Below are 14401 nucleotides of genomic sequence, written 5' to 3'. Positions count from 1 at the left end.
CTGGCTGGAGCGACGGGGGCGGGCGCGGGCGCCGCGAGGTCGGGCGCGGGCGCCGCGGGGGCGGGCGCGGGCGCGGCGAGGGCGGGCGTGAGGGGTGCGAGGCGGGCGGTGTGGGGGCGCCCGCCTCGCAGCGCGAGGTGGCCTGGCTGTCCTTCCCGGCCCGCGCCCGTGGCGAGGGCGGCCCGGACGGCGGCGAGCGAGGCCGGGTCGTCGTCGAGGTCGACCAGGAGGAAACGGCCCGGGTGTTCGGCCTGGGCCGAGCGCACCAGCCCGCACACGGCCGCCGCGGCGGGGTCGGGCGCGGGGTCGCCGGGGCCGGTGGCGACCGCGCCCCGGGTGAGGACGGTGAGGGTGGCGTCGGCGAACCGCTCGTCGGCGAGCCACGCCCGGACGCGTTCGAGGGTGCGCCGCGCGGCCTCCCCGGCGCGCGCGGCGGGGTCGTTCCCGGGCGCGTTGAGGGCGTCGGCGGTCGCGACGATCCGGGGCGGCGGGGCGGGCAGGGCGTCGAACGCCGCGACGGGCGTGACGCGGACGCCCCGGGCGGCGAGCGCGGCGGCGAGGGTGCCGTCGTCGCCCATGACCGCCCAGTCGGCCTCGAACGCGTCGGCCTCGGACGCGTCGGCCTCGGACGCGTCGGCGGCGTGATGCGCGTCGGGCGCTTCGGCGGCGGAGGGCGTGGGGCGCGCAGGGGGCGCGGGAGGTGCTTCGGCGGCGGCCAGCGGGACCCAGTCGAGCCGGTGGAGCGGCCCGGGCCCGGACGCGCCGTCGGGGGCGAGGTGGCGGCCCGTCACCCGGCGCAGGGCGAGGGCATCGATGGAGGCGACGGGCGTTCCGGCGCCGTCGGCGAGCTGGACGCGCACCGCGTCGCCACCGGGGGCACGGGAGATGAGCGCGCGCAGGGCCGCGGTTCCGGGGGCCTCGCGCAGCGAGACACCGCTCCAGGAGAACGGCAGCGGGATCCCGCTCTCCTCCCCCACCGCCGCGCCCGGGGGCGCGGCGACGAAGTCGCCCAGGGCGATGGCGTGGAGGGCCGCGTCGAGGAGCGCGGGGTGCAGCCCGAACGCCCCCGCGGGGGTGGACTCGGGCAGCGCGGCCTCGGCGAGCACCGTTTCGCCGAGCCGCCAGGCCGCGGTGAGGTTCTGGAACGCCGGGCCGTAGTCGAGTCCGGCCGCGGCCAGGTCGTCGTAGAGGCGGCGGATGTCGAGGGGTTCGGCCCCCGGTGGCGGCCAGGTCGTGGCGAGGGGCGGGGGCGCGGGGTCGTCGCCGGGGCGGTGGGGGCGCAGCGTTCCGGTGGCGTGGCAGGTCCAGGGGGTGTCGGCGTCGGCGTCCTCGGGCCGCGAGTGGATCGTCACCGTCCGTGCGCCATCGGCGCGTTGAGCCTCGCTGGCGCGTTGAGCCCCCTCGGCGCCCGGGGGCTCGTCGGCGCCCGGGGGCTCGTCGGCGCCCGGGGGCTCGTCGGCGAACGAGGGCTCGTCGGCGCCCGGGGGCTCGTCGGCCGGGCCGACGGTGACGCGCAGTTGGGCGCAGCCGCGTTCGGGCAGGGGCAGTGGCGCCTGGAGGGTGAGGTCGTCGAGCACCTGATGGCCGACATGGCGCCCGGCGGCGAGGGCGAGTTCGACGAGGGCCGCGCCGGGCAGCAGGGCGGTGCCGAGGACCGCGTGGTCGGCCAGCCAGGGCTGGGCGGGCAGCCCGACCCGGCCCGTGAGCAGGAGGCCGTCGGAGTCGGGGAGCGTCACGGCGGCCCCGAGCAGGGGGTGGCCGGTGCGGCCGAGGCCGATGGCCGCCGCGTCGGCGCCGCCCGAGCCGCCGCCGAGCCAGTAGGGGCGGTGCTCGAACGGGTAGGTGGGCAGGTCGGCGCGCCCCGCGCCGGTGTCATGGAACACGGCGGGCCACTCGGGCGACAGGCCGCGCACATGGGCCTCGGCCAGCGAGGCGAGGACGCGGCGCCAGCCGCCGTCGCCCCGGTGGAGCGAGGCCGCTACCACGGCGTCGCGCCCCGTGGCGTCCAGCGTCTGGTGCAGCCCGAGGGCGAGCACGGGGTGCGGGCCCACCTCGACGAACGCGCCGAAGCCCTGTTCGGCCAGGTCGCGCACGGCGTCGGCGAAGCGCACGGGCTGGCGGAGGTTGCGGTACCAGTAGGCGGCGTCGAGGCGTTCGGTGTCCAGGAACGCCGCGTCTACCGTCGAGTAGAAGGGGATGGCGGCGGGGCGGGGCGTGATGCCGTCGAGCTCGGTGAGCAGTCGCCCTTCGATGTCGGCGACCAGCGGGGAGTGGGAGGCGTAGTCGATGGGGACGCGGCGGGCGCGGACGCCGTCGGCGGCGCACGCCTCCGCGAACGCGCCCAGCGCCTCGGCCTCGCCCGAGACGACCGCGAGCGAGGGGCCGTTGACCGCGCCGAGCCACAGGCGCCCTGCCCAGCGGGCGAGGCGGCGCTCCACCTCGTCGGCGGGGAGCGGGACGGTGAGCAGGCCGCCCTTTCCGGCGAGGGCCAGGGTGGCGGCTGCGCGCAGGGCGACCACGCGCGCGGCGTCGGGGAGGGTGAGGGCCCCGGCGACGCAGGCGGCGGCGATCTCGCCCTGGCTGTGCCCGACGACGGCGGCGGGGGTGATGCCGAGCGAGCGCCACACCTCGGCGAGCGAGACCGTCACCGCGAACAGCGCGGGCTGCACGACGTCGTCGCCCTCGAGCGCGGGCGCGCCGGGCGCGGCGCGCAGCACGTCGGGCACGGACCAGCCGGTGAACGGCCGCAGCGCCGCGTCGCATTCGACCATTCGGCGGGCGAAGACGGGGGATTCGTCGAGGAGTTGGGCGCCCATCCCGGGCCATTGGGCGCCCTGGCCCGGGAAGACCAACGCGACCTTGCCGGGCGTCGCGGAGGCCGAATCCGTGACGCCTTCGGCGAGTTGGGGCGCCGACCGGCCCTCTGCCAGTGCCGCGAGCCCGGCGAGCAGGTCATCGCGGTCGGCGCCCGTCACCACGGCCCGGTGCTCGAAGTGGGCGCGTTCGGTGGCCAGAGAGCGGGCCACGTCGAGGGGGCGCGCGCCGGGGTGGGCGCTCAGGTGGTCGGCGAGCCGGGCGGCCTGGGCGCGCAGCGCGGGCGCGGTCCTGGCGGAGAGGGTCCAGGGAACGGCGGGCGGCGAGGCGGCCGCGGGCGCGGGCGCAGGGGGACGCTCGGTGGAGGGCTGTTCGGCGGGGGGCTGTTCGGCGGGAGGCTGTTCGGCGGGAGGCTGTTCGATGACGAGGTGCGCATTGGTGCCGCTGAAGCCGAACGCGGAGACGGCGGCGCGGCGGGGGCGGTCCGTCTCGGGCCATCGCGTGGGTTCGCGCAGCAGGGCGATGCCGCTGTCCTGCCAGGCGACGTGCGGCGTCGGCTCGTCGACGTGGAGGGTGGGGGGCAGCAGGCCGTGGCGCAGCGCGAGAACGGTCTTGATGACGCCGCCGACCCCGGCTGCGGCCTGGGTGTGGCCGATGTTGGACTTCAACGAGCCCAGCAGCAACGGCCGTTCGGGGTCGCGCCCACGGCCGTAGACGGCGGCGAGCGCCTCGGCCTCGATGGGGTCGCCCAGGGGGGTGCCGGTGCCGTGGGCCTCGACGGCGTCGATGTCGGCGGGGCGCAGCCCGGCGTCGGCCAGGGCGTCGCGGATGACGCGCTGCTGGGCGGGGCCGTTGGGGGCGGTGAGGCCGTTGCTCGCGCCGTCCTGGTTGACGGCGGAGCCAGTGATCAGGGCGAGGACGGGGTGGCCGTTGCGGCGGGCGTCGGAGAGGCGTTCGACGACGAGCACGCCCGCGCCCTCGCCCCACGCGGTGCCGTCGGCCCCGGCGGCGAACGGTTTGCAGCGGCCGTCGGCTGCCAGGCCGCGCTGCCGCGAGAACTCCACGAAGGCGCTAGGGGTGGCCATCACCGTCACGCCGCCGGCGAGCGCGAGGTCGCACTCCCCCGCGTGCAGCGCCCGCGCGGCCAGGTGGAGGGCGACCAGGGAGGAGGAGCAGGCGGTGTCGACGGTCAGCGCGGGGCCCTGGAGGCCGAGGGCATAGGACAGGCGCCCGGAGATCACGCTGCCGGAGCGGCCTGTGCCGAGGAACCCGTCGAGCTCGGCCTCGGCGGGCGTGCCGGGCAGCGGGCCGTAGTCGTGGTACATCACCCCGGCGAAGACGCCGGTGCGGGAGCCGCGCAGCCGGTGGGGGTCGATCCCGGCGCGTTCGAGAGCTTCCCAGGAGGTCTCGAGCCACAGGCGCTGCTGGGGGTCCATGGCGAGGGCCTCGCGCGGGGAGACGCCGAAGAACGCGGCGTCGAACTCGGCGGCGCCGTCAAGGAATCCGGCCGCCCGCACATAGGAGGTGCCCGGGTGGGCGGGGTCGGGGTGGAACAGCGCCTCCAGGTCCCAGCCCCGGTCGTCGGGGAAGGGGCGCGCGACGGTCCGGCCCTCGGCGATCAGCGACCACAGGCCCTCGGGGGAGGTGACCCCGCCTGGGAAGCGGCAGCCGATCCCGACGACGGCGATGGGTTCGTCGGTGGCGGGACGGGCCGAGGGGAGAGCGCTCTCCGGGAGGGCGGTGGTCAGCTCGGCGGCGATGTGCGCGGCGAGGGCGGTGGGCGTGGGGTGGTCGAAGACGAGGCTGGCGGGCAGGCGGAGCCCGGTGGCCGCGTTGAGGCCGTTGCGCAGCTCGATCGCGGTGAGCGAGTCGAAGCCGATCTCCTTGAACGACCGCCCGGCGTCGACCGCGTGGGCCCCGGTGTGGTTGAGGACGTGCGCCACCTGGCCGCGGACGATGTCGAGCACGGCCTCCTGGCGGCGCTCCCGCGGCAGGTCGGCCAGGCGGCGGGCGAGCCCGTCGGCGCCCGCGCCCTGGGCAGCCGCTGCCCTGCGGCGGGGCGCGCGGACCAGGCCGCGCAGCAGGGGCGGCAGCTCGTCGGCGCGGGCGGCGAGGGCGGCGAGGGCGGCCGGGTCGAGGCGCAACGGCAGCGGAACGGCCTCGCCCGTGGCGGGCGCGGCGTCGAACAGCGCGAGCCCCTCGGCGGTGGACAGGGCGGCGAAGCCCTCGCGGCGGAGGCGGCGCAGCGCGGCGTCGTCGAGGTCGCCCGCCATGCCGTCGCCGCCGCGCCACAGGCCCCAGGCGAGCGAGACGGCGGGCAGCCCTTCGGCCCTTCGGCGGTGGGCGAGGGCGTCCAACACGGCGTTGGCGGCGGCGTAGTTGGCCTGCCCCGGGTTGCCCAGAACGCCCGCGGCCGATGAGAAGAGGACGAACGCCGTCAGGTCGAGGCCGCGGGTCAGCTCGTCGAGGTGGAGGGCGGCGTCCGCCTTGGGGCGCAGGACGGTGGCCAGGCGCTCGGGGGTGAGCGCGGCGGCCACGCCGTCGTCGAGGACACCCGCGGAATGGACGACGGCCCTGAGGGGATGGGCGGCGGGGATGGCGTCCAGGAGGGCGGAGAGCGCTCTCCGGTCCGCGACGTCGCAGGCGGCGAGTTTGACCGTTGCGCCCAACGCCCCCAGCTCCTGGGCCAGTTGGGGCGCTCCGGGCGCCTCGGGTCCGCGGCGGCTGGCCAACAGGAGGTGCCGGACGCCGTGTTCGGTGGCGAGGTGGCGGGCCACCAGGGTGCCAAGGGCGCCGGGGGCGCCGGTGATGAGCACGGTGCCCTCGGGGTCCCAGCGCGGGGGCTCAGCCCGGGCATCGGCGGGAACGCGGGTGAGGCGCGCGCGGTGGACGGCTCGGCCGCGCAGGGCGAGTTGGGGCTCGCGGGAGGCAAGGGCGCGCGCGGGCACGCCGGGGGCGGCGGGGTCCTCGTCGACGAGGACGAGGCGGTCGCGCTGCTCGGACTGGATCGAGCGGACCAGGCCCCACACGGCGGCGTGCGCGGGGTCGGGCGGCGCGTCGTCCGGGCCCGTGGTGACGGCGCGGCGGGTGACGAGCGTGAGCCTGGCGGAGGCGAAGCGGTCGTCGGTGAGCCAGCGTTGCACCAGGTCGAGGGCGTGGGTGGCGGCGTCGAGCGGCGTGCTGGCCGGGGGGCAGGTGGCGATGACCACCTCGGGGTTCGGGGTGCGGCCCGCGGCGATCGCGTCGGCGAGGGTGTCGAGGTCGGGGTGGGGGGTGTGCTCGCCGAGCGCGGCATGTGGGGCGCCCTCGTCCGCGGCGGCCTGGGCCTCGGGGAGCGTCGGCCAGTCGAGGCGGAAGAGCGCGTCGGCGGTTCCGTGCGCGGGCGTGGTGGGCCCGGGCGCGGCGGCGAGCGGGCGCAGCAGCAGCGACGCGACGGTGGCGACGGGGTCTCCGGCGCCGTCGGCGAGATACAGGGAAGCGCTCTTTGGGCCCCGGGGGGTGACCTGGACGCGCAGCACGGTGGCGCCGGTGGCGTGGAGGGTGAACTCGCCCCAGGAGAACGGCAGCAGCGGCTCCGGAGAGCGCTCTCCCAGGGCCAGGGCGACGGTGTGCAGGGCGGCGTCGAGGAGGGCGGGGTGCAGGCCGAAGGCGTCGTTCTCGGCCTCGGGGTCGAGGGCGACCTCGGCGAACACCTCGTCCCCGCGCCGCCAGGCGGCCTTCAGGCCCCGGAAGACCGGGCCGTAGCCGAGGCCCCCGGCGGCCAGCCGGTCGTAGAGCCCTGCCACGTCGACGGGATGAGCGCCGGTGGGGGGCCAGACGCGCACGGGGGCCCGGGCCTCGGGGGGCGTGTCGGCGAGCAGGCCGGTGGCGTGGCGCGTCCAGGGGACGTGTTCGTCGTCGCCGCGCGCGTGCACCTCGATCCCGCGGCGGCCTGCTCCGTCGGGCGGGTCCACCCGGAGCTGCACCCTGACGCCGCCCTCGGGCGGCAGGACCAGGGGCGTTTCCAGGGTCAGCTCCTCGACGGTCGGGCAGCCGGTCTGGTCGCCCGCGCGGGAGGCCAGCTCGGCGAGGGCGGCGCCGGGCAGGACGGGGGCGCCGCCGATGGTGTGGTCGGCGAGCCAGGGGTGGGTGGCGAGCGAGAGGCGGCCTGTGAGCAGCAGCCCTTCGGATCCCGCGAGCGGCACCGAGGCGCCGAGGAGCGGGTGGTCGCACGCGCCGAGGCCGAGGCCGCCGGGGTCGCCGGTGCGGGCGGTGCCGTGCGGCCAGTAGCGCTGGCGGGAGAAGGGGTATCCGGGGAGGGTGACGCGGCGGGCTCCGCTGCCCTCGTAGAACGCGGACCAGTCGATGTCCCAGCCGTGGGCGTGGAGTTCGGCGGCGGCGGCCACCGCGGACTCGGCCTCGGGGCGGTCCTTGCGCAGCACCGGGACGGCGGGGGTGTCGCCGCCCGCGAGCCCGGAGAGCACCGCGCCGGGGCCGACCTCGAGGAAGCCCTTCACGTCCGAGGCGCGCAGCGTGGTGAGGGCGTCGTGGAAGCGGACGGCCTCGCGGGCGTGCCGCGCCCAGTAGGCGGGCGAGGCCCAGGCACCGTCCCGGTCCACCGGTCCCCCTGTCACCGTGGAGACCCCGGCGATCGAGGGGGTGCGGTAGGTCAACGTGGCGGCGACGGCGTGGAGTTCGTCGAGCAGCCCGTCGACGTGCGGTGAGTGGAAGGCGCGTTCGACCTTCAGCCGCCTGGCACGGCCAAGGCGTTCGGCCATGTCGAGGACGGGGCCCTCGTCGCCGGAAATGACCACGGAGGAGGGGCCGTTGACGGCGGCCACGGCGACGCCTGGCAGAAGGGCGCGGCGGGCCTCCTCCTCGGTGGCCTCGATGGCGACCATGGCGCCCGGTGGCATGCGGGCCTCCATGAGCCGTCCCCTGGCGGCCACCAGGCGTCCGGCGTCGGCGAGCGAGAGCACCCCGGCGACATGGGCGGCGGCCAGCTCGCCCACCGAGTGGCCCGCCACCGCGTCGGGGCGCACGCCCCAGGACTCCAGGAGCCGGAACAGCGCCACCTCGACGGCGAAGAGCGCCGCCTGCCCGATCGCGCCAGTGCCGCCAGTGCCGCCAGTGCCGCCAGTGCCGTCGGAGCCGTCGGAGCCGTCGGAGCCGTCGGAGCCGTCGGAGCCGTCGGCGAACGTCGCGGGGTCCACTTCAGCGGCGGCGCACGCCTCGTCGAACGCCTTCGCGAACGCGGGGAAGGCGGCGCGGAGTTGACGGCCGGTGTCGGGTCGCCCCACGCCCTGCCCGGGGAAGAGCACGGCCAGTTTGCCGCCCGCGGCGCGCGCGGTGCGCAGCCGGTCGAGGTCGCCGCCGAGGGTCCACGCGCGGTGGGGCAGCGAGGCGCGGGAGCTGGTCAGGGTGAACCCGACGTCCACGACGTCGAGTTGGGCGGTGACCTCGCGTAGCTGTCCCGCGCGGGCGGCCAGCGCCTCGGGGGAGCGCGCGGAGAACACCCAGGGCACCACGGGGGGTGGCGTTCCGTCGCGCTCGGCGGGCTCGCCGAACTCCTCGACGATCACATGGGCGTTGGTGCCGCTGACGCCGAACGACGAGACGGCGGCGCGGCGTCGGCGTCCGGTCTCGGGCCACTCCAGCGTCTCGCGCGCGAGGTGGACACCGCTGCCCGACCAGTCGACGCGCCGCGACGGCTCGTCGACGTGAAGGGTCTTCGGCACCACGCCGCGTCGCAGGGCCAGCACCACCTTGATGACACCGGCCACTCCGGCCGCGGCCTGGGCGTGGCCGATGTTCGACTTCAACGAGCCAAGCAGCAGCGGGCGTTCGGGGTCGCGTCCACGGCCGTAGACGTCGATCAGGGCCCGGACCTCGATCGGGTCGCCGAGGGTGGTGCCCGTGCCATGGCCCTCCACCACGTCCACGTCGGCGGGTTCGAGCCCGGCACCGGCCAGGGCCTGGCGGATCATCCGGCGCTGGGCGGGGCCGTTGGGCGCGGTCAGCCCGTTGGACGCGCCGTCCTGGTTGACGGCCGAGCCGCGCACCACCGCGTGCACGCGGTGGCCGAGGCGGAGCGCGTCGGAGAGGCGTTCGACCAGGAGCACGCCTGCGCCCTCGCCGAAGCCCACGCCGTCGGCGCCCTCCGCGAAAGACTTGCACCGCCCGTCGGGCGAGAGCCCGCGCTGCCGGGAGAAGGCCACGAACGCCTCGGGTGTGCACATCACGGTGGCCCCGCCCGCGAGCGCCAGGTCGCACTCGCCCGCGCGCAGGGACCTGGCGGCCAGGTGCAGCGCCACGAGCGACGACGAGCACGCGGTGTCGACCGTGATCGCGGGGCCTTCGAGGCCGAGGACATAGGAGATCCGGCCCGACGCGATGCTGCCGCCGGTGCCGAGGAAGCCCTCGACGGTGTCGTCGGAGGCGCGCAGCACGGCCTCGTAGTCGTGGTGCATCAGGCCCATGAACACGCCGGTGCGGCTGCCGCGCGCCGCGACCGGGTCGAGGCCCGCGTCCTCGAAAGCGTCCCACGACGCCTCGAGCAGCAGCCGCTGCTGGGGGTCCATGGCGAGGGCCTCGCGGGGCGAGATGCCGAACATGGCCGGGTCGAACTCGCCTGCGTCCCGCAGGAATCCGCCGTGCCGGGTGTAGGAGGTGCCGCGCCGGTCGGGGTCGGGGTGGTGGATCGCCGCGAGGTCCCAGCCGCGGTCGGCGGGGAACTCGCTGATGGCGTCCACCCCTTCGGTCACCAGCCGCCACAGCGCCTCGGGGGTGTCGGCGCCGCCGGGGAGGTGGCAGGCCATGCCGACGATGGCCACGGGTTCGCGAGCGGCCGCGGTGAGCTCGGCGGTGAGCTCGCGATTGCGTTCCCGGAGCCGTTCCCGCTCCTTGAGTGAGAGCCTGAGTGCTTCGAGAACGTGGGGGTCCGGTCCACTCATCGCCGCTGTTCTCACCTTTCGCGTGGGTGGTGCGCCCGGTTGTCGCAGGGGTGGTGCGACCGGCGCATTTCCGGCCGCCGCCGCGCGCGTCGCGGATTTCCTCCGCCATTCTGGGCCGGGTACCTCGGTGCCCCGACCCCTCTCCCACCCCTGAACTCCCCCTAGGCACGGGCCCGCTGGGCCGCATCGCGTTGCGCTACCGGCTGTCGCGCCGAGGGGCAGGGGGTCTTCAAGGGCCCGGTAGGGGCTCCGGGAGGGGAATGCGCGTTTCTAGGCTGATTCTGTCTTTCCGTGCGCGCACGCCGACGCGGGGGCCGAAAGAACGCCGGACGGGACATCCGAGAGAAGACCTCGGAGAAGACCTCGGAGAACACCCGAGAGAACGCCCTGGAACACCCGAAAGAAAAGGGGAGACATGCGGGACATGGGCTGGTGGCGCAGGCATCACGACGACGCCTCCGGCGAAGTCGTACTGGCTGTCGATTTTCCGCTCTCCGGGCGGAACGAGGCGGGGTTCGACGAGCTGGCCCCCCTGCTCGGCCCCTCCGTCGCCCTGTGGGAGACGCTTCCGCAGCCCGCGCCCGACGGCAGGCTCTCGGGCCGTGAGGCCGTGGGACGGTGGCTCGCGGACCTGCGGCACAGCGGGGTGCGGGTCCGCGCGCTGCTCAGTTACTGCGCGGGCGCGGCGTTCGTGGGGGCGCTGAGCGACGGGGTGAGCGCGTGGCAGGAACGGCCGCCCGAGATCGTCATGTTCGATCCGGAGGTGCCCTCGTCGCTGACCGTCTACGCACAGTTCGTGCGCGCGATCGACCGGTTCGCGCCGGTGCTCACGGAGGCGGAGGTGACGCGGATCAGGGCCGAGGCCGAGGCCGTCTGGACCGAGCACGCGCACGCGCTCGACCCGATGCTGGAGCGCCTGGGCGAGATGTTCAGGGAGTTGGGCGAGGCGGCATTCGAGAAGGGCGCGCTCGACCGGCGGCACGGCGGCGAGTTGATCGAGGCGTTCATGTCGTTCATCGGATACCTGGCGGCGGGCAGCCAGATGGACGCGCTGCCCGCGTGGAAACGGGCCACCGCCATCAGCTCGCACACGCCGATCAACGGCCTCAACCTGGTCCCCGACGCCGAGCGCGCCGATCTGGTGGCCGACGAGGTGCGGCTCGACCTGCCCCATGCCGACCTGCTGCGCAGCCCCGAGTGCGCCCGCCTGGTCACCGAGGCGCTGGCGGCCTCCCCGTGACGCCCGCGAGCGCCAAGGAGGAGGCGCTGTGGCTCCTGGAACGCTTCGTGCCGGGGACCGGGGTCAACAACCTGTCGTTCGCGCTCGCCGCCGACGGTCCGCTGCTGCCCTCGGCAGTCGGGGACGCGTTGAACCTGCTGCTGCGGCGGCACGAGGTGCTGCGCACGGGGTTCACCGTCACCGAATCCGGCCTTGTCAAGCGGGTGTTGGGCCCGGACGAGGCCTCGCTCGTCCTGGATGAGGCCCAACTCTCCGACGACGCACGGGAGAACGCGGGCCTGGCCGCCGCGCTGACGGCCTATGTGCGGGAGCCGTTCGCGTGGGACGGGCGGCCACTGGTGCGGGCCTCGCTGTTCCGCGGGGCGGGCTCCGACGTGCTGTGCGTCGCGGTGCACCATCTGGTGTTCGACATGGTGTCCGCGGGCACGATGGTCGCCGAACTTGCCGCCGCCTATGGGGCGTTCGCCTCGGGCGCGGCGCCGGGCGACGAGCTGTGCACGATCGTTCCCGCGGTGGCGGAGCCGGAGCCGACCGAGCGCGGCACGGCGTTCTGGCGTGCGCGCCTGCGGGAGTTCGGCTCGGTGCGCAACGCCCTGTGGCTGGGCGCCGAGGCGGGTGACCACCCCGATCTCGCCGGTGGAACGGTCCTGTTGCCGCTGTCGGCCGACGCGATCGCGGCGGTGCGGCGGATGCGGAAGGAGCTGCGGGCGCCCGAGGCGGTGGTCCTGCTGGCCGCGTACTACCTGCTGCTCGCGCGGCACGGCGCGGGCCCCGACCTGGTGGTGGGCTCCCCCGTGAACACCCGCCGTCCCCAGGACGCTGGCGCCATCGGCTACCACGTCAACGTCGTGCCGCTGCGCGTCAGGATCGACCCGGCCGGGGACTTCCGCGCGCTGGTCGGCGCGGTCAGGGACGTCTTCCTCGACTCGCTCGCCCACGCCGACGTGCCGGTGGACACCCTGCTCGGCGAGGTGGACAGGACGGCGTCGGGGTGGCGCAACGCGCTGTTCCGGCATGTCTTCAACTACGTTCCGGGCGGTGGGGGTTCGGGGGGCGATGGCGGTGAGGTCCTTCTCGGGGAGCGGCGGGCGCGGCTGCTGACACCGGAGAACGGGTCGAGCAAGTTCGACCTCGAGTTCTTCGTCATCCCGTCGGACGAGGGCGTGTTGCTGCGGATCGCGCACGGCACGGGCGTGTTCACGCGCGAGGAGGTCACGCTGCTGGCGCGGCGTTACGAGGCGCTGCTGACGGCGCTGGCGGCGCGGCCCGGGCTGCCGGTCGGCGAGGTGACGGCGTGGTCTGACGTGGACCGCCGGGTGATCGCCGAGGCCAACCGTGTGCTCGAGCCGCCGCCCGCGCCGGTGCCGGTGCTGCCGGTGGCGATCGCGGCGCGGACCCGGGAGACACCGGAGGCCGTCGCGCTGGAGGACGGCGAACGGACCGTGTGCTACCGGGAGTTGACGGACGCGGGCGAACGCACCAGGCGGCTGCTCGCGGCGGCGGGCGTGGGCCGGGGGGACGTGGTGGCGGTGCTGGCGCCACGCGGCCCCGAGCTGGCCGCGGCGGTGCTGGGGGTGTGGGGGGCGGGGGCCGCCTACCTTCCGCTCGACCCGGCGCTGCCGGAGCGGCGGATCGCCTATCAGCTCGACGACGCCGGGGCGCGCGCGGTGCTGTGCGCGCCCGGCGCGGCCGTGCCCGCCGCGGCGGAGGCGTCGGCCCACCCGATGGTGGCCGTGGGCGGGGCCCCCGAGGGCCGGGGCCCGGCGACCACGCCCTCACCTTCGCTCCCGCCATCGCCATCGCCCACGCCATCGCCATCGCCATCGCCGGACGACCCGGCGTATCTGATCCACACCTCGGGGTCCACCGGGCTGCCGAAGGGCACCGTGGTGACCCATGGCAACCTGGCCAATCTGATCGCCCACTTCACCGACGAGCTCGGCGCCTCGGCGGGCGGGGGCGTCCTGTGGCTGACGGCGTTCTCGTTCGACATCTCGGCGCTCGAGCTGTTCCTGCCGCTGGCCACCGGCGGCCGGGTAGTGGTCGCGCCGGACGAGGCGCGGACCGAGGGCGCGGCCCTGGCGGAGCTGCTCAAGCGCCGCGCGGTCGGCACCGTGCAGGCGACGCCGACCACATGGCGGCTCGTGCTGCCCGAGGCGGGCGCACTGCTCGCGGGGCGGAACGTCCTGTGCGGCGGCGAGCCGCTGCCCCCGGCGCTCGCGGCCGACCTGGTGGCCACCGGCTGTGTGGCGCGCAACGTCTACGGGCCGACCGAGACCACCATCTGGTCCACATCGGGGCCGCTCGGCCACCGTGCCGACGGGCGGGTGAGCGTGGGGCGGCCGGTGCGCGACACCCAGGTGTTCGTGGCCGACCCCGAGGGGCGCGAGCTGCCCCTGCTGGTGCCGGGTGAACTGTGCGTCGCCGGGGGTGGGGTGGCCGCGGGCTACCACCGCAGGCCGGAGCTGACGGAGGAACGCTTCGGCACGCACCCCGCGTTCGGCCGCTTCTACCGCACAGGGGACCGGGCGCGCTGGCTGCCCGACGGGACGCTCGAGGTGCTGGGGCGCTCGGACCGTCAGGTCAAACTGCGGGGCGTGCGCGTGGAGTTGGGCGAGGTCGAGGCGGTGCTCGCCGAGCACCCCGACGTGCGCGGCTGCGCGGTGACGGTACGCGAGTCGGGGACGGTGGACGCGGCGCTGGTCGCGTTCGTGGAGTCGCCGCTCGGGGACGCGGTGGCGCGGCCACTGTGGGAGTTCGCGGCGCAGCGGCTGCCGCGTGCGTGCCTGCCGCAGGAGTTCGTGGCGCTCGACCGGCTCCCGGTCAACACCAGCCTCAAGGTGGACCATCCGGCGCTCGCCCGCATGGCGGCGGCCAGAGCCCGGCGGGCGGCGGGTGAGGGAACGGCGGGCGGCGAACGGGCGGCTGGCGGCGAACGGGGTGCGGGTCAGCGGGCCTCGGGCCAGCAGACCGCAGGCCAGCAGACCGCAAGCCGGGGGAGAGCGCTCTCCCCTGAACCGGGTGAGGACGCCCGGGTGGACACGCTGGTCGCACTGTGGGCCGAGGTGCTGGGCCGGGGGGACGTCACCCCGGACACCCACTTCTTCGCGGAGGGCGGCCACTCTCTGCTGGCCGTCCGGCTCGCGGGGCGGATCGAGGAGGAGACGGGGGCGCGGGTGCGGCTGCCCGATCTCTTCACGCATGCCACGCCGTCCGCGGCCATGACCATTCTGGGCGACGCCACCGAGAACGCCGACGCCCCCGACGCCGCGGAAGACGCCAGGAACGCCGCCGACGCATCCGACGTCTGATCACGGCGGGAACCGCGGAGTGCCGCGGCCCCGCCCTTTTTCGCGGCATTCCGTTCCGTGGGGCGAAATACGCCACCCCTTTTCGCACATGTGTCATATCGCCA

At 76.2% G+C, this 14401-nt stretch carries 3 protein-coding genes; 2 read left to right on the top strand and 1 reads right to left on the bottom strand.

Annotated elements, in window-relative coordinates; translation table 11 throughout:
- A partial coding sequence (locus DEH69_RS32685; RefSeq protein WP_181727422.1) for a type I polyketide synthase occupies window positions 1-9746 on the bottom strand: 9746 nt, incomplete at its 3' end.
- Window positions 9747-10161: 415 nt separating this feature from the next.
- Between DEH69_RS32685 and DEH69_RS31490 the strand changes: the two genes are divergently transcribed.
- Both DEH69_RS31490 and DEH69_RS13125 read left to right on the top strand, forming a co-directional pair.
- A complete protein-coding gene (locus DEH69_RS31490; RefSeq protein WP_181727421.1) occupies window positions 10162-10986 on the top strand; it encodes a hypothetical protein in 825 nt (274 codons plus the stop codon).
- A complete protein-coding gene (locus DEH69_RS13125; protein ID WP_181727420.1) occupies window positions 10983-14297 on the top strand; it encodes an amino acid adenylation domain-containing protein in 3315 nt (1104 codons plus the stop codon). Before DEH69_RS31490 ends, DEH69_RS13125 begins: the two co-directional genes overlap by 4 nt.
- The last annotated feature ends 104 nt before the right edge of the window (window positions 14298-14401 follow it).

It is taken from the genome of Streptomyces sp. PT12 (assembly GCF_003311645.1).
Taxonomy (GTDB): Bacteria; Actinomycetota; Actinomycetes; order Streptomycetales; family Streptomycetaceae; genus Streptomyces.
This window is presented reverse-complemented; position numbering and strand designations above follow the sequence as displayed.

Coding starts and splice junctions, on each gene's coding strand:
- DEH69_RS31490 (WP_181727421.1), top strand. CDS start 10,162: ATGCGGGACATGGGCTGGTGGCGCAGGCATCACGACGACGCCTCCGGC.